This is a genomic window from Aquimarina mytili, from assembly GCF_016735115.1.
In the GTDB taxonomy this organism is placed as follows: domain Bacteria; phylum Bacteroidota; class Bacteroidia; order Flavobacteriales; family Flavobacteriaceae; genus Aquimarina; species Aquimarina mytili.
In genome coordinates this window covers 106,698-128,956 of the sequence record NZ_JAERQJ010000006.1, presented here as the reverse complement: position 1 = coordinate 128,956, position 22,259 = coordinate 106,698, and the positions used below count along the sequence as shown (strand labels likewise).

At 34.7% G+C, this 22,259-nt stretch carries 21 protein-coding genes; 10 read left to right on the top strand and 11 right to left on the bottom strand.

All coding sequences use genetic code 11. The features are described 5' to 3' along the window. Positions 1–200: 200 nt before the first annotated feature. From JJQ60_RS15125 to JJQ60_RS15110, 4 genes are all read right to left on the bottom strand, one after another. On the bottom strand, positions 201–596 hold the full coding sequence (locus JJQ60_RS15125; protein ID WP_201921979.1) for a rhodanese-like domain-containing protein: 396 nt from the start codon (positions 594–596) through the stop codon (positions 201–203). A gap of 11 nt (positions 597–607) precedes the next feature. Then, entirely contained in the window at positions 608–922 is a 315-nt protein-coding gene (locus tag JJQ60_RS15120) for a rhodanese-like domain-containing protein (RefSeq protein WP_201921976.1), read from the bottom strand. Positions 923–1,042: 120 nt separating this feature from the next. Further along, positions 1,043–1,669, bottom strand: a complete 627-nt coding sequence (locus tag JJQ60_RS15115; RefSeq protein WP_201921973.1) for a thioredoxin family protein — start codon at positions 1,667–1,669, stop codon at positions 1,043–1,045. A gap of 31 nt (positions 1,670–1,700) precedes the next feature. Then, the gene (locus JJQ60_RS15110; RefSeq protein WP_201921971.1) at positions 1,701–2,222 is read right to left on the bottom strand and encodes a TlpA family protein disulfide reductase; all 522 of its coding nucleotides are present in this window, start codon (positions 2,220–2,222) and stop codon (positions 1,701–1,703) included. Between the two features lie 211 nt (positions 2,223–2,433). On the opposite strand from JJQ60_RS15110, the gene JJQ60_RS15105 reads away from it, so the two are divergent. The 9 genes from JJQ60_RS15105 (at position 2,434) to trpA (ending at position 10,438) form a co-directional block, all read left to right on the top strand. Beyond that, entirely contained in the window at positions 2,434–2,913 is a 480-nt protein-coding gene (locus JJQ60_RS15105) for a MarR family winged helix-turn-helix transcriptional regulator (protein WP_236669140.1), read from the top strand. Positions 2,914–2,939: 26 nt separating this feature from the next. Continuing rightward, positions 2,940–3,500 (top strand): YceI family protein, encoded by a 561-nt coding sequence (locus JJQ60_RS15100; RefSeq protein ID WP_201921966.1) that lies wholly within the window; start codon positions 2,940–2,942, stop codon positions 3,498–3,500. 227 nt (positions 3,501–3,727) lie between these two features. Continuing rightward, complete coding sequence (locus JJQ60_RS15095; RefSeq protein WP_201921963.1) at positions 3,728–5,125, top strand: anthranilate synthase component I family protein; 1,398 nt, start codon at positions 3,728–3,730, stop codon at positions 5,123–5,125. A gap of 11 nt (positions 5,126–5,136) precedes the next feature. Then, positions 5,137–5,709, top strand: coding sequence for an anthranilate synthase component II (locus JJQ60_RS15090; protein ID WP_201921959.1), 573 nt, complete (start codon positions 5,137–5,139; stop codon positions 5,707–5,709). A gap of 95 nt (positions 5,710–5,804) precedes the next feature. Continuing rightward, complete coding sequence (gene trpD / locus JJQ60_RS15085; protein ID WP_201921956.1) at positions 5,805–6,803, top strand: anthranilate phosphoribosyltransferase; 999 nt, start codon at positions 5,805–5,807, stop codon at positions 6,801–6,803. 60 nt (positions 6,804–6,863) lie between these two features. Continuing rightward, positions 6,864–7,649, top strand: a complete 786-nt coding sequence (trpC, locus tag JJQ60_RS15080; RefSeq protein WP_201921953.1) for an indole-3-glycerol phosphate synthase TrpC — start codon at positions 6,864–6,866, stop codon at positions 7,647–7,649. A gap of 43 nt (positions 7,650–7,692) precedes the next feature. After that, positions 7,693–8,331 (top strand): phosphoribosylanthranilate isomerase, encoded by a 639-nt coding sequence (locus JJQ60_RS15075; RefSeq protein WP_236669139.1) that lies wholly within the window; start codon positions 7,693–7,695, stop codon positions 8,329–8,331. Between the two features lie 53 nt (positions 8,332–8,384). Beyond that, on the top strand, positions 8,385–9,566 hold the full coding sequence (trpB, locus tag JJQ60_RS15070; RefSeq protein WP_201921950.1) for a tryptophan synthase subunit beta: 1,182 nt from the start codon (positions 8,385–8,387) through the stop codon (positions 9,564–9,566). Positions 9,567–9,676: 110 nt separating this feature from the next. Beyond that, positions 9,677–10,438 carry a tryptophan synthase subunit alpha gene (gene trpA / locus JJQ60_RS15065; RefSeq protein ID WP_201921947.1) on the top strand — a complete coding sequence of 254 codons (762 nt, stop codon included), beginning with the start codon at positions 9,677–9,679 and terminating at the stop codon, positions 10,436–10,438. A gap of 140 nt (positions 10,439–10,578) precedes the next feature. Here trpA and JJQ60_RS15060 read toward each other — a convergent pair whose 3' ends face one another. The 6 genes from JJQ60_RS15060 to JJQ60_RS15035 all read right to left on the bottom strand — a co-directional run bounded on the left by JJQ60_RS15060 (position 10,579) and on the right by JJQ60_RS15035 (position 20,609). Further along, positions 10,579–10,842, bottom strand: a complete 264-nt coding sequence (locus JJQ60_RS15060; RefSeq protein ID WP_201921944.1) for a hypothetical protein — start codon at positions 10,840–10,842, stop codon at positions 10,579–10,581. 398 nt (positions 10,843–11,240) lie between these two features. Then, positions 11,241–11,924, bottom strand: coding sequence for a uracil-DNA glycosylase family protein (locus JJQ60_RS15055; RefSeq protein WP_201921941.1), 684 nt, complete (start codon positions 11,922–11,924; stop codon positions 11,241–11,243). A 639-nt stretch (positions 11,925–12,563) separates the two neighbouring features. Further along, the gene (locus JJQ60_RS15050) at positions 12,564–14,222 is read right to left on the bottom strand and encodes an MBOAT family O-acyltransferase (RefSeq protein WP_201921938.1); all 1,659 of its coding nucleotides are present in this window, start codon (positions 14,220–14,222) and stop codon (positions 12,564–12,566) included. Further along, positions 14,215–15,492, bottom strand: coding sequence for a GDSL-type esterase/lipase family protein (locus tag JJQ60_RS15045; protein WP_201921935.1), 1,278 nt, complete (start codon positions 15,490–15,492; stop codon positions 14,215–14,217). Before JJQ60_RS15045 ends, JJQ60_RS15050 begins: the two co-directional genes overlap by 8 nt. Then, positions 15,485–17,002, bottom strand: coding sequence for an SGNH/GDSL hydrolase family protein (locus tag JJQ60_RS15040; RefSeq protein ID WP_201921932.1), 1,518 nt, complete (start codon positions 17,000–17,002; stop codon positions 15,485–15,487). Before JJQ60_RS15040 ends, JJQ60_RS15045 begins: the two co-directional genes overlap by 8 nt. Positions 17,003–17,156: 154 nt before the next feature. Then, positions 17,157–20,609 carry a pyruvate carboxylase gene (locus JJQ60_RS15035; RefSeq protein ID WP_201921930.1) on the bottom strand — a complete coding sequence of 1,151 codons (3,453 nt, stop codon included), beginning with the start codon at positions 20,607–20,609 and terminating at the stop codon, positions 17,157–17,159. A gap of 263 nt (positions 20,610–20,872) precedes the next feature. On the opposite strand from JJQ60_RS15035, the gene JJQ60_RS15030 reads away from it, so the two are divergent. Continuing rightward, the gene (locus tag JJQ60_RS15030; protein ID WP_201921927.1) at positions 20,873–21,709 is read left to right on the top strand and encodes a hypothetical protein; all 837 of its coding nucleotides are present in this window, start codon (positions 20,873–20,875) and stop codon (positions 21,707–21,709) included. 59 nt (positions 21,710–21,768) lie between these two features. On the opposite strand, the gene JJQ60_RS15025 is transcribed toward JJQ60_RS15030, so the two are convergent. Then, the gene (locus JJQ60_RS15025) at positions 21,769–22,239 is read right to left on the bottom strand and encodes a hypothetical protein (protein ID WP_201921923.1); all 471 of its coding nucleotides are present in this window, start codon (positions 22,237–22,239) and stop codon (positions 21,769–21,771) included. Between the last annotated feature and the right edge of the window lie 20 nt (positions 22,240–22,259).

Genomic DNA, 22,259 nt, shown 5'->3' with positions numbered 1-22,259 from the left:
AGCCTCCGACTCCACTTCAATCCTGCCAAATGGCAGGATTTTGTGCTTTCGGGGGATTCCGCAGGCACATCAGCTGGCGCTTGCGCTAAATTGATCCACCGGATCAATTCTTAACACTTCAGCCTTCTCCGACTCCACATCAAACAAAAAAGTGCTTCTTGATCAAGAAGCACTTTTTTGTTTTTATTCGTATCAATATATTATCTAATCACTTTTTTACCTTTAAATTTCCATTCGGTTATCCCGCCGTCGAGATCATAAATCTTCGTAAATCCAGCTTTTTTCATAAATGCCGAACATTTACCACTTCTACCACCACGGCCACAATACACGGCTACCGGCTTTGATTTGTCAACTTTAGCGATAAGAGCTTCAAAATTTTCATCCCTAAAATCAATATTAACAGCTCCTTCTATATGTCCTTCAGCATATTCTTTGGGCGTTCTAACATCAATTAATTGTACTTTGCTTATCTCTAACAACGAATCCATCTCTTCTACAGTGATGAGTTCGATAGCACTATCTTTGTTTGTTTCTTTACAACTATATGTGGTTAAGAAAAAAAAGGATAATAATAAAAAGGGTGTTACTTTCATATGACACTAAATTATTCTGCTGTTTCGCCATCCCATTCCATAAAACCTCCTATCAAATTATAGGTAGTCTCAAATCCCATCTGCCCCATTAGAGTACAGGCTTGCGCACTACGCGCTCCAGATCGGCAATACACATAGTAGTTTTTACTTTTATCAAGTTTATCAACCTCATCCAAGAATCCCTGACCTTTGCGAATATCTATATTAAGCATATTTGGGATAAAACCATCCTCTACTTCTTCTTCTGTTCTTACATCTAAAATTATTGCATTATCATCATTAGCAATACGCTCTTGCCATTCTTCTTGTGTGATATCTTCTGCCATTTATAAAATATTTTGTATTAAAATTGGACTGCTTTTGTTTATTTATATCACAAATATAGGAGTCCTATACGAAATGTATAAAATTATACCTTCATTTATTTTATATAAAAAATCAAAAAACTATGCTTTTATGCTACAACCAATCGCTTTGGTTATTTCTACAGGAACTTTTTCTCCTTTTAGTAATGCATGTACTGCATCTTGCACATATTTCTTATTTGCAGCAGAAGCGTCTTTATAATTATTATCTATTGCGCCAATATATTTAACAACATTTCCATTTTGAGTTTTTTCCAACACATACACATGTGGTGTTTTGGTAGCACCATATTGAGGATATATGTGTTGCCCATCATCAAATAAATAAGGAAAAGTAAATCCTTTTTCTTTTGCTCTTATCTTCATATTTTCAAAACTATCATCTGGATATGCTTTTGGATTATTTGGATTAATAGCGATCACCGGATATCCTTTAGATTTAAACATATTATCCAATTCAATAATCCTATCCTCATAAGCCACCGAATACGGACAATGATTACAAGTAAAAATTACAATAAACCCTTTAGCATCTTTATAATCTGATAATGAAACCATAGTATCATCAACATTCCTTAGTTCAAAATCAGTTGCAAAATCTCCTATTGCATATCCATCATCTGTTTCAGAAACAGAAACTTTATCTATTGCAAAAGCACTTATCGCAATTACAAAAGCTACTCCGACCAATATCTTTAAAGTTCTCATAGTTATGGTGTATTGTACTTAATCCATTTTTTTAAAGCATTTTTTTCAATTCTTTCTCTAACTCATTATATGTAAAAGATCGTTCAAAAAACTTGCTTGTATTTCCATTATATATTATCGTCGCCGGTATAGAACCTGACCATTCTTTACTTACTTTAGGAATCCAACTATTAGCATCTGGATCATCTAATAAAATTACTTTGCTTTCAATTTTTTGTTTTTTCACAAAAGGAATAAGCTTACCTTCAATATGCCCTGGTAAATCTAAACTAACTAATATAACCTCAACCTCATTATAAGGATATCTACTATTTATCAATTCAAAATAAGGCAATTCAGCAACACATGGTTTACACCACGTGGCCCAAAAATTAATCACCCTTGTTTTTCCGTCATTGATCTTTAATAAAGGCTCAAAGCTTTTAAAATCATATATAGGTATCTCTACACCTTTGCTCTTAAAAACATCAGTAGCCTCAAGTGCAACTTGTTGCTCTCCTTTACAGTTAATAAAGAACAATACGATCCCAATACATACAACCCATTTTGACATATACACTAATTTATTAAAACCATTAAACAAGAAAAAGAAAATTAACAAGGTTTCCGCACATTACTTTAATATTTTAGGTTTTTTTTACAAATACCATATCAACAGTTATATATTTTGCTTAGCAATAATACTATTTAACCTAACCCAAAAATTAACTTTAACAAAGAATTAATATCAATTTATAATTTCTAAAACAGAAAATCACATACATTTGTATATACAAATATTGTACTTACAATTGAATATAGAAGACATCATAAAAACAGAAGTTAAGCTCCCTTTATCCAGAAGAGCCATTGTAAATTTATTATATACAGAAAACTGGGTAATGGATAAAATCAACATTGAGCTTAAAGCCTATGATATATCCCTACAACAGTTTAATGTACTCCGCATTCTGCAAGGTCAAAAAGACAAGCCTGCAAATCTTAGCACCATACAGGAAAGAATGGTTAGCAAAATGAGTAATACCACTCGACTTGTTGACAAACTAATAAATAAAGGATACGCAAAAAGAATTACTTGTAAGTCTAACAGAAGAAAAGTAGAAATTTCTATTACAGAAGAAGGCAAGAATTTTCTTAAAAAAGTTAGTCCAATTATGGCTGATTTTGAAAATAGGATTACTAAAAACTTATCTAAAGAAGATTTAAACCTTCTAAATAAATTATTAAATAAACTAAGAACATAAATTATTAACTATTTAATTTTAAAATCATGAAAACTAAACTTAAATCACTAATCTTAGCTATTGCCATTATTGCTACAACCTCTGTTTTGGCACAGAAAAAAGAAATTAAAGAAGGTACCATTAACTGGACAGGTAAAAAAGTTACTGGGCAACATACCGGAACATTAAAACTATCCGAAGGATTCCTGGTTTTTGAAGGTGAAAGTATTACCAGTGGAGAATTTACAGTAGATATGACTTCACTTACTGTAACAGATTTGGAAGCCGGAAAAGGAAAAGAAAAATTAGAAGGACATCTGAGCTCTGACGATTTTTTTAGTATTGATAAGCATAAAACAGCAAAACTTGTAGTTACAAAAGCAAAGAAAGTAGACAAAGGATATAAAATTGCTGGAGATCTAACTATAAAAGGAAAAACAAATCCTATTCAGTTTGATTTGGCAATAAAAGGAGATGCTGCTTCAACTACATTAAAAGTAGATAGAACAAAGTATGATATTAAATACGGATCTGGAAGTTTCTTTGATAATCTTGGAGATAAAGCGATTAGCGATGAGTTCGAATTAGCGGTAGACTTAAAAATGTAATTTTTGTTGTTTAGAATTATAATTAATTTATATATTTGAATCAATAATAAGAAACATGAACATAATCTTAACAAATATTTGGTGGTGGTCTTCTCAGAACGAAAGCGTCGTGAGATAGATCCTATATTGTGTTAAGTAAACATACCAAGGCTTGTCAAATCACGACAAGCCTTTTTTTTGTTACTGATTTAAAAGGGGTGATATAATCAAAATTAAAGAATATATAAATGAAGTATAAACTAACCACACACTATAAACAAATACTGGCAGACACAATTACCCCAGTAAGTGTTTATCTAAAAATTAGAGATCGCTACCCTAATAGCCTTCTATTAGAAAGTAGTGATTATAGGGGCAATGAAAATAGTTTTTCATATATCTGCTGCAATCCCATTGCCCATATTAAGGTTGAGAACGAAACTATTTACCGATCTTTTCCTGATAAAACCACTGATAAAATTTCAATTACTCCAGAAACTAATATTCCAGAGATTATTGAACACTTTGGTCAACAATTTGAAACCTCTAAAAGTGATTTCAAATTCATTAACAATGGGCTTTTTGGTTATATTTCTTACGATGCAGTTCGCTATTTCGAAAATATTAGCATCACCAAAAAAGAAGGTACTTTAGACATTCCCGATATGCAATATGCGGTATATCAAAACATCATTGCTATCAACCACTTTAACAATGAAGCCTATATTTTTGCACATTGCTATGATTCTGATAGCAATATTGCAGAAATTGAATCGCTGCTAAATGTTAAAAACTTTGCCTCCTATAATTTCTCTACCCTTGGTGATACTACCTCTAACCTTAACGATGAGCAATATAAAGAACATGTTGCGCTAGCAAAAAAACACTGTCAACGAGGAGATGTGTTTCAGCTTGTACTCTCCAAGAGGTTCTCACAAAAATTTAAAGGAGATGAGTTTAACGTGTATAGGGCTTTACGAAGTATTAATCCATCACCATATTTGTTTTATTTTGATTATGGAGATTTTAAAATTTTTGGAAGTTCTCCCGAAGCTCAATTGATTGTTAAAGATCAAATTGCCGAAATTCACCCCATTGCAGGAACATTTAAGCGTACAGGTAACGATGAACAAGACGCAGAACTTGCCAAAAAATTATCTGTCGACGAAAAAGAAAATGCAGAGCATGTAATGTTGGTTGATTTAGCTCGCAATGACCTAAGTCGTAATGGAAGCAACGTAACCGTAGAAACATATCGTGAGATTCAATTTTACTCTCATGTAATTCACCTGGTAAGCAAAGTAACTGGTAAAAAACACGCAGATACAACAACAATGCAAGTCGTTGCAGACACCTTCCCTGCAGGAACCTTGAGTGGTGCACCAAAACATATGGCCATGCAACTAATAGAAAAATACGAAACCATAAATCGTGATTTCTATGGTGGTGCTATTGGTTTTATGGATTTCTCAGGTAATTTCAATCACGCCATTATGATTCGTACATTCTTAAGCAAAAACCATCAACTACATTGGCAAGCCGGTGCTGGATTAGTAAATGAATCTAATGAAGAAAACGAATTACAAGAAGTATACAACAAACTTGGCGCATTGACAAAAGCCTTGAAGTTAGCCGAAGAAATTTAAAAAAATTGAAAATGGGAAAAAAAATATTAGTAATAGATAACTATGACTCATTTGTATACAACCTAGTTCATTATTTAGAGGATCTAGGCTGCGAAGTTATAGTAAGACGAAACGATCAATTACGATTGGAGGATATTGAGCAGTACCAAAAAATATTACTCTCTCCAGGACCAGGAATTCCAGACGAAGCAGGATTGCTAAAAGACATCATCAAATCCTATGCAACTACCAAAAGTATTTTTGGCGTTTGTTTAGGACAACAGGCCATAGGAGAAGTTTTTGGAGGAAGTCTTATCAATCTAGATGAAGTATATCATGGCGTAGCTACCAATATCACTCTATCTGTAAACAACGAACCTCTTTTTGATGGCCTGGATAACAACTTTGATGTTGGAAGATATCACTCCTGGGTAGTTGCTGAAAAAGACCTTCCAGAATGTTTAGAAGTAACATCATATGACAAAAATGGACAAATCATGTCTTTACGACATAGAGAATTAGATGTACGCGGAGTACAATTCCATCCAGAATCGGTACTAACCCCAGATGGAAAAAAAATGTTAGAAAATTGGATTAACAATTAACATTAAAACAAAAGTGACGCTAAGTAATAATTTAAAAAAAAAATCTAATATAGATTCGCTTCTTATTTTAAGAAAAGGATCGGGATCAGGGGCCTATGAAAAATTTACTCAATCGATTAATCAATCACGAAACAATCTCTAAAGAAGAAGCCAAAAACGTTTTGGTTAATATATCTAAAGGAGAATACAACCAAAGTCAAATCGCATCTTTTCTAACCGTGTATATGATGCGGAGCATTACCATTGAAGAACTTGAAGGTTTTAGAGATGCCTTGTTAGAACTATGCGTTGCTGTAGATCTAAGCGAATACAATCCTATTGACCTTTGTGGAACAGGTGGGGACGGAAAAGACACATTCAACATATCTACATTATCATCTTTTGTATCGGCCGGTGCCGGAATTAAAGTTACCAAACATGGTAATTATGGTGTATCATCAAAATGTGGTAGTTCTAACGTCATGGAACATCTCGGAATCAAATTTAGCAATGATAAAGACTTCTTAAAACGAAGTATTGATGAAGCAGGTATTTGTGTGTTGCATGCACCATTATTTCACCCGGCAATGAAAAATGTAGCTCCAATTCGAAGAGAACTTGGTGTCAAAACCTTTTTCAATATGCTGGGCCCTATGGTGAATCCAGCTTTTCCAAAAAATCAAATCGTAGGAGTTTTTAATCTTGAACTCGCCAGAATGTATGGATATTTATATCAAAATACAGATAAAAATTTCACTATCATTCATGCATTAGATGGGTATGATGAAATCTCGCTTACAGGAAACACTAAAACCATTTCTAACACTACAGAAGGTATGCTAAGTCCTAAAGATTTTGGTGTTTCTATTCTGAAACAAGAAGAAATCGAAGGTGGAGATTCTATTTCAGCCTCTGCTGATATTTTTATGAATATTCTTAGTGGTAAAGGTACCGAAGCACAAAATAATGTAGTCTGTGCCAACGCCGGAATGGCAATTGCAACTGTAGAAGGGCTACAGCCAAAGCAAGGATTCGAAAAAGCCAAAGAATCATTATTATCAGGAAAAGGATTAGAGGCTTTGAAAAAAGTACAAGAACTAAGTAAAGCTAGTTAATTGTTATACAACGTGAAACACAAAAAACCATCAACCATAAACGATTAACCAACAACTACAATGAATATACTCGATAAAATAGTCGCCGACAAGTACAAAGAGGTAGCCCTTAAAAAAGGATTGATCCCAGTTAAGCAACTAGAGTCCTCTGTGCTATTTGATCGTAATACAAACTCTTTGGCAAATGCTTTACGCAATAGTAATACAGGTATCATTGCCGAACACAAACGTAGATCCCCCTCAAAAGCTGTAATTAATCAAAAAGTAAGTGTACAAGACGTTGCTTTAGAGTATCAAACTGCCGGAGCTTGTGGCATGTCTGTATTAACCGACGGTAAATATTTTGGCGGATCTCTGGATGATCTTTTACTAGCCAGAGCAACAGTACAAATGCCTTTACTACGTAAAGAATTTATTATTGACGAGTATCAATTACTAGAAGCTAAAGCCTATGGAGCTGATGTTATTCTTTTAATTGCAGCAGTGCTAAGCCGAGATCAAATCAAATCCTTATCAGAATTTGCAAAGAGTTTATCTCTGGATGTCTTACTCGAGGTACATAACCAAGAGGAGTTAGAAAAGTCAATCATGCCATCTTTGGATATGCTTGGTGTTAATAACCGAAGTCTAAAAACTTTCGAAGTAAGTACGGAAATTAGTAAATCATTAAGCACACAAATTCCGGATGATTTTGTAAAAGTTTCAGAAAGTGGGATTAGCAGTATTGAAGCTATACAAGATTTAAAAGAATATGGCTATAAAGGCTTTCTTATTGGTGAAAACTTTATGAAAACCGAAAACCCTGGTACCAGTGCAGTCGAATTCATTAAAATCCTAAATCAATAATTCAGCATTCACAAGTAGGCTGGAATCAAAAAAATATTAGATCATGAAATTGAAGGTTTGCGGAATGAAATATCAAGAAAATATTGAAGCAGTAGCAGCACTACAACCAGATTATCTTGGCTTTATTTTCTATGAGAAATCTCCTAGAAATTTTGATGCCCAAATTCCTAAATTACCTTCAACCATAAAAAAAACAGGGGTTTTTGTGGATGCCTCCATTGATTTTATCGTAGATAAAGTAAAACAGTATAATTTTAGAGCTGTTCAATTACACGGAAATGAAACTATAGAATATTGTAAGGATTTGAAATTACATCTAGAGCTATACACTAAGTCTATCGAAGTATGGAAAGTATTCTCAATCAAAGACACTTTTGATTTTGAAGTCTTAACACCTTATGAAAATATTGTAGATTATTTCCTTTTCGATACCAAAGGAAAAGAAAAAGGAGGCAACGGATATACTTTTGACTGGAGTGCATTAAACAATTATAATTCCACTACACCATTCATTTTAAGTGGTGGTATCGGTTTAGATGAAATTAATAAAGTAAAAGCAATAGTAGACACTGGTTTGCCCATTTATGGTATTGATGTGAATAGTAAATTTGAAATCGAACCGGGATTAAAAAATAGTGAAGACATACAAACATTTAAAAAATCGTTGCCTTTTGATAGTTGATGATTTCCTTGTGAAGTTATCAACTAGAAACCAACAACTATAAACTAAAAAATATGAGTTACCAAGTAAATGAAAAAGGATATTATGGAGATTTCGGAGGAGCATACATCCCCGAAATGCTATATCCTAATGTTGAAGAATTACGTACAACGTATCTCGAAATTATGAACGAACCTTCTTTTAAAGAAGAGTTTAATCAATTACTTAGAGATTATGTAGGACGACCGTCTCCGTTATATTATGCCAAACGTCTTTCTGAAAAACATAATACCAAAGTATACCTAAAACGCGAGGATCTTAATCATACCGGCGCACACAAAGTAAACAATACCATAGGACAAATACTTGTCGCCAAACGTTTGGGTAAAAACAGGATCATTGCAGAAACAGGTGCTGGACAGCACGGTGTGGCTACGGCCACTGTATGTGCCTTGATGGGTATACAGTGTGTTGTATATATGGGTGAAATTGATATCAAGCGGCAGGCACCCAATGTAGCAAGAATGAAGATGCTGGGAGCCGAAGTAAGACCTGCTAAATCTGGTAGCAAAACCCTTAAAGATGCAACCAACGAGGCTATACGTGATTGGATCAACAACCCCGTTGACACACATTATATTATTGGTTCGGCAATTGGTCCTCACCCCTATCCAGACATGGTAACACGTTTTCAATCTATCATTTCTGAAGAGATTAAATGGCAACTCAAAGAAAAAGAAGGGCGAGAAAACCCCGATTATGTAGTCGCTTGTATTGGTGGTGGTAGTAATGCTGCGGGTACATATTATCATTTTTTAGATGAACCTGATGTAGGTATTATTGCTGTAGAAGCAGCAGGAAAAGGTGTCAATTCAGGAGAAAGTGCTGCGACTTCTCAACTAGGGAAAGAAGGGATTATTCATGGTTGTAAAACTTTATTGATGCAAACACCAGATGGTCAAATTACAGAACCTTACTCTATCTCAGCAGGACTAGATTATCCTGGAGTTGGGCCATTACATTCACACTTGTATAAAACAGGTAGAGGAGAATTTTACTCGGTAACCGATGATGATGCTATGGCAGCAGGATTAGAATTATCACAACTCGAAGGTATTATACCTGCTATAGAAACCTCACATGCCCTGGCCATATTTAATGACAAAAAATTCAAACCTGACGATGTTGTAGTAATTAGTCTCTCGGGACGTGGAGACAAAGATCTAAACACATATATCGATTATTTTAAATTATAAAAACTTAGTTAATCATTGGTACAAAGTATTAAGTACTTAGAATTTAGATTAATATCTTTTTCATTTCACTAACTACTCAATACTCTATACTAAGTACTCAATACTCTATTATGAATAGAATAAATACAACACTAGAACAAAATAAAAAACTACTATCCATATACTTCACTGCGGGTTATCCTGCACTAAACGACACTGCAAAAGTGATACAGGACCTTGAAAAGAATGGTGTAGATATGATCGAGATCGGATTACCGTTTAGTGATCCTTTGGCAGATGGCTCGACCATACAAGAAAGCTCTACCGTGGCGCTCAAAAATGGTATGACTACAAAGCTGCTGTTTGAGCAATTAAAAGATATTCGAAACACAGTGAACATCCCTCTGATCATTATGGGATACTTTAACCCAATGATGCAATACGGGATCGAAGCTTTTTGCGCCAAATGCCAGGAGATTGGTATTGACGGACTCATTATACCTGATCTTCCGGTAGCTGAATATCATGAACACTACCAAGAAACGTTTGAAAAATATGGGTTGATCAATGTATTTTTGATCACTCCACAAACCTCTGATGAGCGTATTCGATTTATCGATAGAGTATCTAATGGATTTATCTATATGGTAAGTTCTGCAAGTACTACCGGCGCAAAAAACACCTTTGGAGATACCCAGCAACACTACTTTGAGCGTATTGAAGCATTGGGTCTAAAAAATCCGCAAATCGTTGGTTTTGGGATTAGTAATAATGAAACTTTTATGCAGGCAACCAAAACAGCCAAAGGTGCCATTATTGGATCTGCCTTCATTAAACATCTAACTCATAATGGAGTAGATACTATTGGAGATTTTGTAAAAGAAATTAGATAATACACCCAAAACATTTACATCATAATAGATAAAAAAAACAGCCATAGTATTTTACTTATGGCTGTTTTCATAATAATATCATTATATAGTATAACCAAGCAACAGCAGATAGATTTTCAGAACACTATTCATCAGAAGTTTTATTCTTTTTCAATTCTAACCACTCTCCATCGTAAACTATCTGGCTCTTTTATTAAATATGCAGTAGCTCTTTTGTACTTTTTATCTCCCTTTAATATAATATTTAGAGTGGCATTTCCATAATTACCTGAGGAGTCAGATCTTGAACTATATGATGAAATTGGTAATACACATATATCCTCAATATTTCCTAGTTCAGCTTTGAAATCTACGTTTTTAGAAACATACTTATCCAGGGCATTATATGCTTTTGATGATTTCATCCCAAATACAATTCCATATTTTAAAATTACAGTTAAACAAAGTGATAATACAATAATATTAAAAACGGTTATTACAAAACTATTGGATAATTTACTGGAAATTGAGTGAAATAGAGAGGCTATCCCTAGTATAAAAAAAGTCCAACAAACGAATGAACTTTCCCAGAAATAATACAAGTTAAAAGATCTTACAATCTTTGAATAAATGAATAACATTATCCATATACTGAAAAGTACTTTTGTCAAATTATTTGGTCGAATCATATAATATTTTTAATACTTGTGTCGTTGGGGGCAAAATATTACCCTAATTTTTAATTTACCTATGTGTTAATTATTAAACTTCTTCTTTTGAATAAACACAATGTCGTCATAAATATACATGGAAAACACATACACTAAAAAAACTCCTGATACTGCATCACCCTAAAATCAATCGTATTGAATTTAGGGTTTTTGTTTTTTAGGTCTTTGTACAACTGCATGCTCCCAATAGCTCGATTTGCTGACCCCGATGGAGCGGTTAGAGATACTGTTTTTATAGTTCTGGGTTTCAATTTCCCTTCGACAGGCACAGGATGATACATTGTGAATTGATGTACCCTGGGAACATCATCTGAAACTACTTCCAACTTCATATTATATGTTTTAAGATGCTTTCTGAAGAAATACTCAGGTCCGTTTTTACTATTACCCCCTGTAAAAATTAAAGTATGGATTTTTGGATATTCTCTGAGATACCCCACCAGGTCTCTAAGCTTAATATTTTGCATCCCTAAGTCTGAAGCATCAATCTTATCACGCTCACAACTGTGCACTATATCACAAACACCAATCCCACGAGAGGTTAAAAACTCTTTACGCTGATCAGCTGCCTCCTGGGTAGTTTCATATTTTAGGTTGAGTCTAAAAATACGGTCTAAAACGGGCCAAAGTAATCCATTACTACTACCATAACAAAAATCTACATCTCTATCATTAAGTACTCTAGTCGTAAATCGCGGTGGTGGCAATGTCCCCACAATAAGCCTTGTAGCTCCTTCAGGAAAAAAGGGTTCGTATGGATGGGTATGTAAAAACATAGTTTTGATTTACGATTTACAATTTACAATTTATGAAGGTAATTGTATTATTTAAAAGTTGAAATAAGAAGTAGTTCTTGTCTTTTATCTTCATCTTATAGAAGCGGGAAAAGTTCTTACAAGGTACAAGAGATTTTTGCATATCATACAAATAGCTCTCGTCATTGGCAGGAGATCGTTATATACTATACGAATAACTCTCGTCACTGGCAGGAGATCGTTGTATACTATACAAATAACTCTCGTCACTGGCAGGAGATCGTTGTATACTATACAAATAACTCTCGTCACTGGCAGGAGATCGTTGTATACTATACAAATAACTCTCGTCACTGGCAGGAGATCGTTATATATTATACAAATAGCATATACAGATTTGCTATGGATGTTTTTTTGAAATAATAATTTTGCGTGCGGGATAGCACCCTTCGAGAACCTCAGGGTACCTATTATAACTTTTATTGTCACTTCGAGTGCCACACCTGAGTGTGGTATATCGAGAAGCGGCGATAAAAAGATATAGCAGATAGCCCGACCCGCAGGGACACGCCATAATAGTTAATATCATGTTTCTGATCAAAGATCACTATTCTCGATACAATCTCAATTAAAATTAAAGCCACTAGAATTGACATAATCTTAAAACTGGAAGTAAATAAATGGCTGGAAATCGGCTGCATAGGTTTGATAACAAATAATAGCCACCACAATCACAACAAGTGCCTTGATCACCATATTACTCTTTATAAACTGATCTAAAGCCCAATCTTTTGTTTTATAGGGTAACCAATGCGTAATATACCCTATTAGCATTACGATAAACACCACACGATACTCCCAAAGTACAGCCAGTGCATTTTGCCAATCCATGTTGGTTATTACCTGCTGATAAAAGCGATCGATATGATCCATGCTATTGCCTCTAAAATAAATACGGGTGAATGTAATAAACACAAAAGTTAAGGCAATACGCCATAGTATAGCATACCATGCTTTTGAATTTTCATACGGACTGATTAAACGCCAGTACTTATAGGTAACAATCCCAATACCATTAAGCCCTCCCCAGATAACAAATTTCCAGGAGGCACCATGCCACAACCCACCCACTAACATGGTGATCATGATATTTACGTTGCGATTAAAGTGCCATGCCAGTTTTGATGAAAACAAGGTGATAATTAACAAAAAACCTACAGAGGCTGCAGCTATCAATGCAATCCCATAGTCTGATACCGCAAAAACACCCAAAAACGTAAATACTAAGATAAATGTATATGAGAAAATACTTCCGTTACGATTACCCCCTATGGGTATATATAGATAATCTTTTAACCAACTTGATAATGAGATATGCCAGCGCCGCCAAAAATCACCGCAATGGATTGCCTTATAAGGCGAATTGAAATTAACCGGCAACCTATATCCCATAAGCAATGCCAGCCCAATAGCTATATCGGTATACCCTGAAAAATCACCGTAAATCTGCAACGAATATCCAAACATGGCCATAATATTGGTAAACCCAGAGAACATTTCGGGTACATCAAAGACGCGATCCATAAAATTGGCTGCAATATAATCTGCAAACAGCATCTTTTTGATTAATCCTTTTAGAATCATAAAAGTGGCTCTACCAAAATCGTCTTTGGTGATATTAATTTCTTTTCGGATCTGGGGCACAAAATCTGAAGCTCGAACAATAGGCCCTGCCACCAACTGCGGAAAGAAGCTCACAAAGAATCCAAAATCGATAATAGATTTGAGAGGTTTGATTTGCTTTCGGTAAATATCTACACTATAACTAATCGTTTGAAAGGTATAGAACGAAATCCCTACTGGAAGGATAATTTTATCTACTGTAAAATAATCGACACCGCTCCATGTATTGGTCCATTGCGCAAGGTAGTTGATCACCTCATAATTGGTCTGAAAAAGGTAATTATAGGATTCTGTAAAGAAATAAGCGTATTTAAAGTAACAAAGTGTACCCAGGTTAATAATCACACTAATAGCAACCAGTGTTTTTTGAAATACGACCGATTTGCTTTTATAGATTGCTTTACCCAAAAAGAAATCATTAACCGTGCTAAATAATAGAATACCTATAAAAAGCCCACTGGTTTTATAATAAAACAGAAGACTGATGGCAAAGAGATAAGCACTACGTAAATCCTTTTTGCTATAGACTATGGCATAAATAAAATATAATGCTGCAAAGAATATCCAGAAATCTGCTTGTGTAAAGATTAGTGGAGAATCTTCAGAGAAAGAAAATATGTCTATAAGTCTATTCATTAATAATCTGATTCAAAATAGCATTAGGCTCAAGTTTTAATTCTTTTTCCCATGAATGTGCAAGAGCCTGCAATAAAAGATCGGCTTTAATACGATAGCCCATCACTGTAAAATGAATTCTGTCTCTTGGCATTAGTTTATGGGTATACCAACTCTGTGAAGAATTGAATCCTCCCATAATCTCATAAAAATCCCATACTGCCATTTGTTGTTCTTTGGCGACTTCATAGATCATCCTTCTTGCGATTCGGGTTCGAGGGTTGGGGAATTTCTTTTTATAATATGAATCATTGGGCACCGTAAGTAACACTGCACAATCTGGATTGGCTTTTTGAATGAGTTTAATCAAATCAATATAGTACGCTTTATACTCTTGTGGATTAAAGTCTGGATGATACGCATCATTTGTCCCTACAGAAACGATAAAGAGATCTGGCTTATAGAGTAATAATTGATCATCAAAATACTTGCATCGATCATAGTATGAAAAACTTCCTCCATTTACACCAATCGACGTGTATTGTATCCCTTTATTATCATTCATTAGCTCAATCCCCATCATCAAGAACTCTGCATTCTCAACATCTTCTACCTTTCGAATACAAAATTCTATTTCTTCTACATTTTTGTTAAGGGTATATTCAATAAAATGTGCTTCTTTATTTTTGGTTGTATTAGTTACCAAGGAATCTTGCTTAAATGATATCTCATAATCTGTGCTCCAATCATCATAAAAGATCCTAATTTTATTGAAATCATACATCTTTTCATGATAATTATTACCATTGACCTTTAATTTCACATTAGAAACAGAGTCTTTAAAAACTGCGGTAACTCCAGATAATCCCCAGGCTACACTATCTTTTCTAACTGAACATCGATATCCTGCCCACTCGCCATCAAACTCAACCTTGTAATTTCCGGGATTATTAGTTTTGGCTATACTAAAAGGATAGATAAACCCCCGTTGCCCCTTTGCTGTAGGACTCATCGTTTGTAGATAAGATCGCAAACGGTTCGAATAAATATCGGCTTGAATATGGGACCCTCCGATATGAAAAATATGAAGGTCTTCTTCTCCTCCTTTGGCAATGGTATCTAATTTTCTGAATAGTGTTTTGAAAGCCGGAGAGTGTTCGGCCATTTTAATGCTATTCGCTTTCCAATTTACAAAGGTGTATTTATTTTGTATGGTATCTAATACATACGTTTGTGCCAGCAATGTTGGTAATGCAAAAAGCCAAACGCAAAAAAGTAATTTGTTACGCATTGTCATTGTTATCAGGTTCTTTAAGGTCAAGGTATAGGGCTGTAAAAAATAGTTCTGAAATTATTTTGGTTCCTTTCCAGGTAAAATGCATATAGTCTTTTGCGGTGAGTTTTTCGTCAACCCACAATTCCATTGATCCTTTTCCGCCCATAGCATGATACATGCTCCAATACGCAACATTATTATCAAGACAGGTTTCCATAAGTTTAGCATTGAGATAAGGTAATAGCGGGTAGGTTTCCATCTTACCGTTAACCGGAAGACACATATCTGTTGGACCAATAAATATGAAACTTGCATTTTTTGCACGTTTTCTTATCCAGTTTACCTGGCTGGCAATACGTTTAGTATACTTATCTACATCGGTAGAATCTTTTAGATACGGCATGGTATTGCCTCCGTATTGCATAATAAAAATCTTTGGTTTTAATTGTCTTACCATCCTACCATATGTTGCAGCACTGGCATTGGCAAAAATTGTCCCCGATGCACCGCGCATCGCTACATTGTCGATCTGAACTCTGGAACCACCATCAAGGGTTAACCCATAAAAATCTGCACTTATTTTGCCTTCGAGTTCTATCTTAAGATTGGTAGGTGTAACCGATGTTCTGATTTTATATTGGTGATATCTGCCATCGGCAATAAGACTATCTTGTTGAATCAAAGCACCATCATTATATACCGATACTTTAATGGGGAAATTACAATTACCATAATGCAAGCCTATATTCGTAAATCTTCTAAACTTACGATAGGTATCATCTGATTTACCAATAACTACCGAAGCTTTTTGCACTGGTAACGAATCTAAAGCTATACTGTCAGGTAGTGATTTTTGATATTGAGTAAATCTTGAAACCGAAAGATATGTACCATATTTTCGATGTGAAAATTTCTTTTTCGTAGGATCAAAAAATGCGTAACGCTCCCAATTATCGCTCGGTTCTATAACAGCGCTAATCTGCCTGTATACTGGTTTTATTGGTAAAAACCCCGGACCACTACCCCCATACATACGTTGAAGCCTGTTGCGCAAATATGCAGTAATCCTATCACCTTCAATTTGCGAATCTCCATAATGAATGATACGGCAGTTTCTTGAAGAGAATTTTTTTCTGAGCTCGCTAACAAAATCAGGGTTACTATCGGGATATCTAATTCTGACTAGTTGTGTGGTGTCTATTTTAGAAAAATCAGGTAGCTCTTTTATTTTTTCTTCACTTGCATCGCTTATCAAAGTTACCTCATCTTCTTCAGTTTCGATATCAAGAGGAGTTACTACCTGGGTTACTTTTAGGATATCTTCTCTTGTGAGCGTAGAATCTTTTTCGAGCCCTAAAAATGTTCTGTATGTAGGGTATTTAAGAGATATCCCTTCATAAGAGAATCCATCGTCTTGAGTTTGGGCTTTTTGCACCCCTCCTTTTTGACTTAAAAACATTAATCCAAACAATGCTCCTAAAATAAATAGGATAAATAATGATATTTGAATTGGTCTGACTCTCAATGTTTCCCGGGAATGTTAATATATTGTAAAAATAGAAAGATTTTCTAAACTACAAAGGGGATTGTAGAGCTGTATTGATGTTAAGTAAAGTAAAAAGACCTCACAGGTTTGCGCTTCGACAAGCTCAACAACCAATCTGTGAGGTCAATAAAATTTATTTTAGAGTAATTACCAAATCATCTGCTTCTACCATAGTACCAGATTTAAGCACTATTTTCTTGACTACTGCATCCTCATTAGCTGTAATAGTCGTTTCCATTTTCATGGCTTCAATAATAAAAAGTGGCTCATTCTTTTTAACTTCTTGGCCCGTTTTTACTAGTACTGAAGATAAAGATCCTTGTAATGGAGCTCCTATCTGTTTAGCATCTGCTTTATCAACTTTTGCATGCACTACTTTATCTACTTTAATAGCACTATCTTGCACAACTACATTACGAGTTTGACCATTGACTTTAAAGAATACAGTTACTTTACCTTCTTCATTTGGTTCTCCTACCGAAATTAATTGTACCAACAGCGTTTTTCCCTGATCCAATTTTACGATAATCTCTTCTTCTGGAGACATTCCATAGAAAAAGTTTTTGGTAGGAATATTCATAACATTCCCGAATTTCAAATGGTGGTTGTACGCTCCGGTAAATACTTTTGGATATAATTTATATGACAAGAAATCGGTAATATCTAGTTCACGTCCCATTCCTTTTTTATAGACTTTTACAAAATCCTTAAATTCGGTTTCGAAGTCAACAGGCTCTAAGTGCGCATTTGGGCGATCGGTAAACGGTTTTTGATCTTTTAGCACAGATTTTTGTACGGCTTTTGGAAACCCTCCAACGGGTTGTCCTAACTCACCCTTAAAGAAACTCATTACCGATTGTGGAAAAGAAATCGTTTCTCCTCTTTCTTTTACATCTTCTATGGTAAGGTTGTTACTAACCAGGTATTGTGCCATATCGCCTACTACCTTAGAACTAGGAGTAACTTTTACGATATCACCAAACAACTCATTTACCTCGCCATACATTCTAGTAATCTCATGAAAACGGTCAGATAATCCTAGTGCTTGTGCTTGTGGTTTTAGATTAGAATATTGCCCACCAGGGATTTCGTGCTGGTATACTTCTCCTGTTCCCGCTTTTAATCCTGATTCAAATACATAATAATACTCTCGAACTGCCTCCCAATAGTTTGAATAGTTGTTCAGGCTCGAAATATCCATTTTATTTTCTCGTTCATGAAAACGCAACATTTCGGTTATTGCATTAAAGTTAGGTTGAGAGGTTAATCCTGACAATCCACCTAATGCTACATCAACCACATCAACACCAGCTTCTATAGCTTTAAGATAGGTAGCAGGCTGCACAGATGATGTGTCATGCGTATGTAAATGAACTGGAATATTAATTTCAGATTTTAAAGCTGAAACCAATTCATACGCTGCATATGGTTTTAGTAAACCAGCCATATCTTTAATTCCTAAGATATGTGCACCTGCATTTTCGATATCCTTAGCTAATTGGATATAATAATCCAGCGTATATTTTGTTCGTTTTGGATCAAGAATATCTCCGGTATAACATAACGAACCTTCAGCAAGACCTTGAGTTCTTGTTCTCACATGTTCGATACAAGGAGCAATGGATTTCATCCAATTCAACGAATCAAAAATCCTGAATACATCTACACCATTCTCCCACGATTGTTCAACAAATTTACCTACTAAATTATCAGGGTATGCCGTATATCCCACTCCATTCGATCCACGGATAAGCATTTGCAATAAAAGATTGGGCATTGCTTTACGCAATGATCGTAATCTCTCCCATGGGTTTTCATTAAGGAATCTCAAACAAACATCAAAGGTTGCTCCTCCCCACACTTCCATACTAAATATTTCCGGATGGTTTTTAGCAAACCCTTCGGCTACTTTTAGCATATCATACGTACGCATACGAGTTGCCAATAGACTCTGATGAGCATCCCGCATAGTAGTATCAGTAAAATGTACTTTCTTTTCATTTTTTAACCACTCAGAAAACTTTTCAGGCCCCAATTCTGTAAGAAGATTTTTAGTTCCTTTAGGAAAAGCCCCGCTCTCGTCATATTTTGGAATTTCGGGTACAACGAATGTTTTATTAGGATCTATCTTTTTAACATCGGGATTACCATTAACAATAACTTCTCCTAGAAAATTAACCAATTTTGTGGCACGGTTTCTGGATTCTTTTATGGTAAATAAAGATTTTGTATTCTGGATAAAGTTTACTGTTGTTTTACCAGTTCTAAAGGTTTCATGTTGAAGAATATTATCCAGAAATGGCATATTAGTTTTTACGCCTCTAATTCTAAACTCGGATAACGCTCTTCGCATTTTTCTACACGCACCATCAAGAGTTCTACTATTGGCTGAAACTTTTACCAACATTGAATCAAAAAACGGAGAAATAGTCACACCTTGATACACACTTCCTGCATCCAATCGAATTCCAAATCCAGAAGCACTACGATATGTTGTTATCGTACCATAGTCAGGCTTAAAGTTATTCTCTGGGTCTTCTGTAGTAATTCTACATTGTACTGCAAATCCATTTATCTTTAGGTTTTCCTGGCTTTCTATTTTTATTTGTTTATCCGATAACTTATACCCTCCAGCAATAAATATCTGTGCCTTAATTAGATCTATCCCAGTAACAATCTCGGTAACTGTATGTTCTACTTGTACTCTTGGGTTAACCTCTATAAAATATATACTACCATCATCGTCTACCAAAAATTCTACAGTACCAATATTATTATAATCTACTGCTTTACAAATGGTAAGTGCATACTTATATAAATCTTGTTTTATTTCTTCAGCAACCCCATATGAAGGAGCATATTCTATTACTTTTTGATAACGTCGCTGTACAGAACAATCGCGTTCAAACAAATGTACCATATTACCATGATGGTCTGCCACGATTTGTATTTCTATGTGTTTTGGATTTTCTACAAATTTTTCAAGAAATACAGTATCATCACCAAAAGCATTTAAGGCTTCTCTGCGAGATTCTGGAAATGCTTTTTCGAGTTCTTCTTGATTTCTAATAACACGCATTCCTCGACCACCACCGCCAGATGCAGCTTTAAGCATTACAGGGAAACCAATACGCTTCGCTTCTTTTATGGCAATTTTTATATCTACTAAATCCTCTTTGTTACTCTGGATAATAGGGATATTATTATCAATAGCCACTTTTTTGGCTGTAATTTTATCTCCTAGTGATTTAAGAACAGATACTTTTGGACCAATAAAAATAATATCATTTTCTTCACATTGTTTTGCAAATTCTGCATTCTCTGACAAGAAACCATATCCCGGATGAATCGCATCAACATTGTTCTTTTTAGCAACTTTTATAATGGCCTCAATATTCAAGTATGGTTTTAGCGGTTCGTGATTTTCTCCAATCTGATACGCTTCATCTGCCTTGTATCGATGTAACGAATATCGATCTTCATAGGTATAGACCCCCACTGTTTGGAGACCAATCTCTGTACAAGCTCTAAAAATCCTGATTGCTATCTCACCTCGATTGGCGACTAAAACCTTTTTTATTTGCATACTTTAAATTTTGAGTTTATATCGTTTTTAGCGAACATTCGCTGCGAAGATATTGATAAGAAATATTCTTTGCAATAGAATTTTCAAAATATATAAGCATAAACACCTTAGATTGTGACTCTTTTGCGTACCAAATAATTTAATTCTAACATAAACTTAACAATTATTAACTAAACTCAAGATAAGATTACATATGCACTTTCCGTTGTTTTATTAGAATAACCACCTTAACAACTTTTTATTAACTCATTAATTTTTTTAATATGAAAAATAAATTTAAAGCTTTCTTAAGCTTGTTTTTTGTGGTAAGTACATGTTTAATAGGATGTAAGAACGATGATAATGAAGTTCAAATCCCAACCAGTGAAGTAACTACTGCCAAACAGTATAAAGATCTTGAAACTGCAAACACCGAAATTAATTCTATGGTTGAGGACGTGTTTAGTACAGAATCAGGTCTGATACCTGTTACTCGTAATTCTGCCAACAAAATGATTGATTGTGCTACGATTACCTCTGAATCTACAGATGGAACTCGTACAATTTTAATTAATTTTGAAGATGGTTGTGAGATTAATGGAGAATCAATTTCGGGTAGTATTCGTATGAGTTTTGCTATCGTTTTAGATACTGAGAATAAGGTTGTAATAAATTATGTTCTTGAAAATCTTGTCTATAAAGGTATAGCCATTGCGGGTACTGCAAATACGACATTCACGTTTAGAAGTGAAACTGGAAATACAGCATTTTCTACAAGCACTAACTTTTCTTTTGCCTGGGAAGACGGACTTACTGCAACCAGTGAATCAAATTTTGTAAAAGAAACTTTCTTTGATAGAAACCCAGATAATCCACAGGATTCTGAATATTACAAACTCACCTCTGGAAGCAGTTCAACACGATTCAGCAATGGTGATCAATATGGTGTAGAAATTACTACTCCATTGCGTAATGAACGAGGATGTGCATACACCGTTAGTGGGGTTATTGTAACCACTCAAAATAGCGAAGTCATTACTTTGGATTATGGTGATGGAACATGTGATAATACAGCTACACAAACTGATGGTGAAGGCAACGAAACTACAATTGAACTTTAATTAAGAAAAAACAAAATAAACCTGCTTTAGACTCAATACTAAAGTAGGTTTGTTTTTGCTTAAAAAACAAGGTAAACCTTATCTACTTCACCCGCTATTCTTTCAGACATTATAAAGTCTTCAAAATACCTGTACCCCTTATTGGTTTTACTATTCGCCGCATAAATCCGGGTTCCTTTAGTATTATATAACATTAAAAGTTCACTCAAATTGGAACGAACAATTTTAACTTTTGCTACTTCTGACCATGAATATTGTGTTGTATTACCTCTCAACGTGATACTAATATGCGTTTTACTGTAGGTTAACTTAGCCTGAAGATATTTTAACAACAGAGAATTCATATACATCCTACAAACAAGAAATGTAAGAGGAACAAACAAAACAACAAAAGATAGCGGGGTTTCATCTTCGCGGTATATCTTTAGAGCCCAAAAAACAATCGCTATCAATAGGATTGTAAAGATCACAAGGCCTAGGTAATGAATGGCTTGAGCCCATCTCGAAGTATACACTATTTTTTTATTCATTTCATTAATTATTTCCTGCA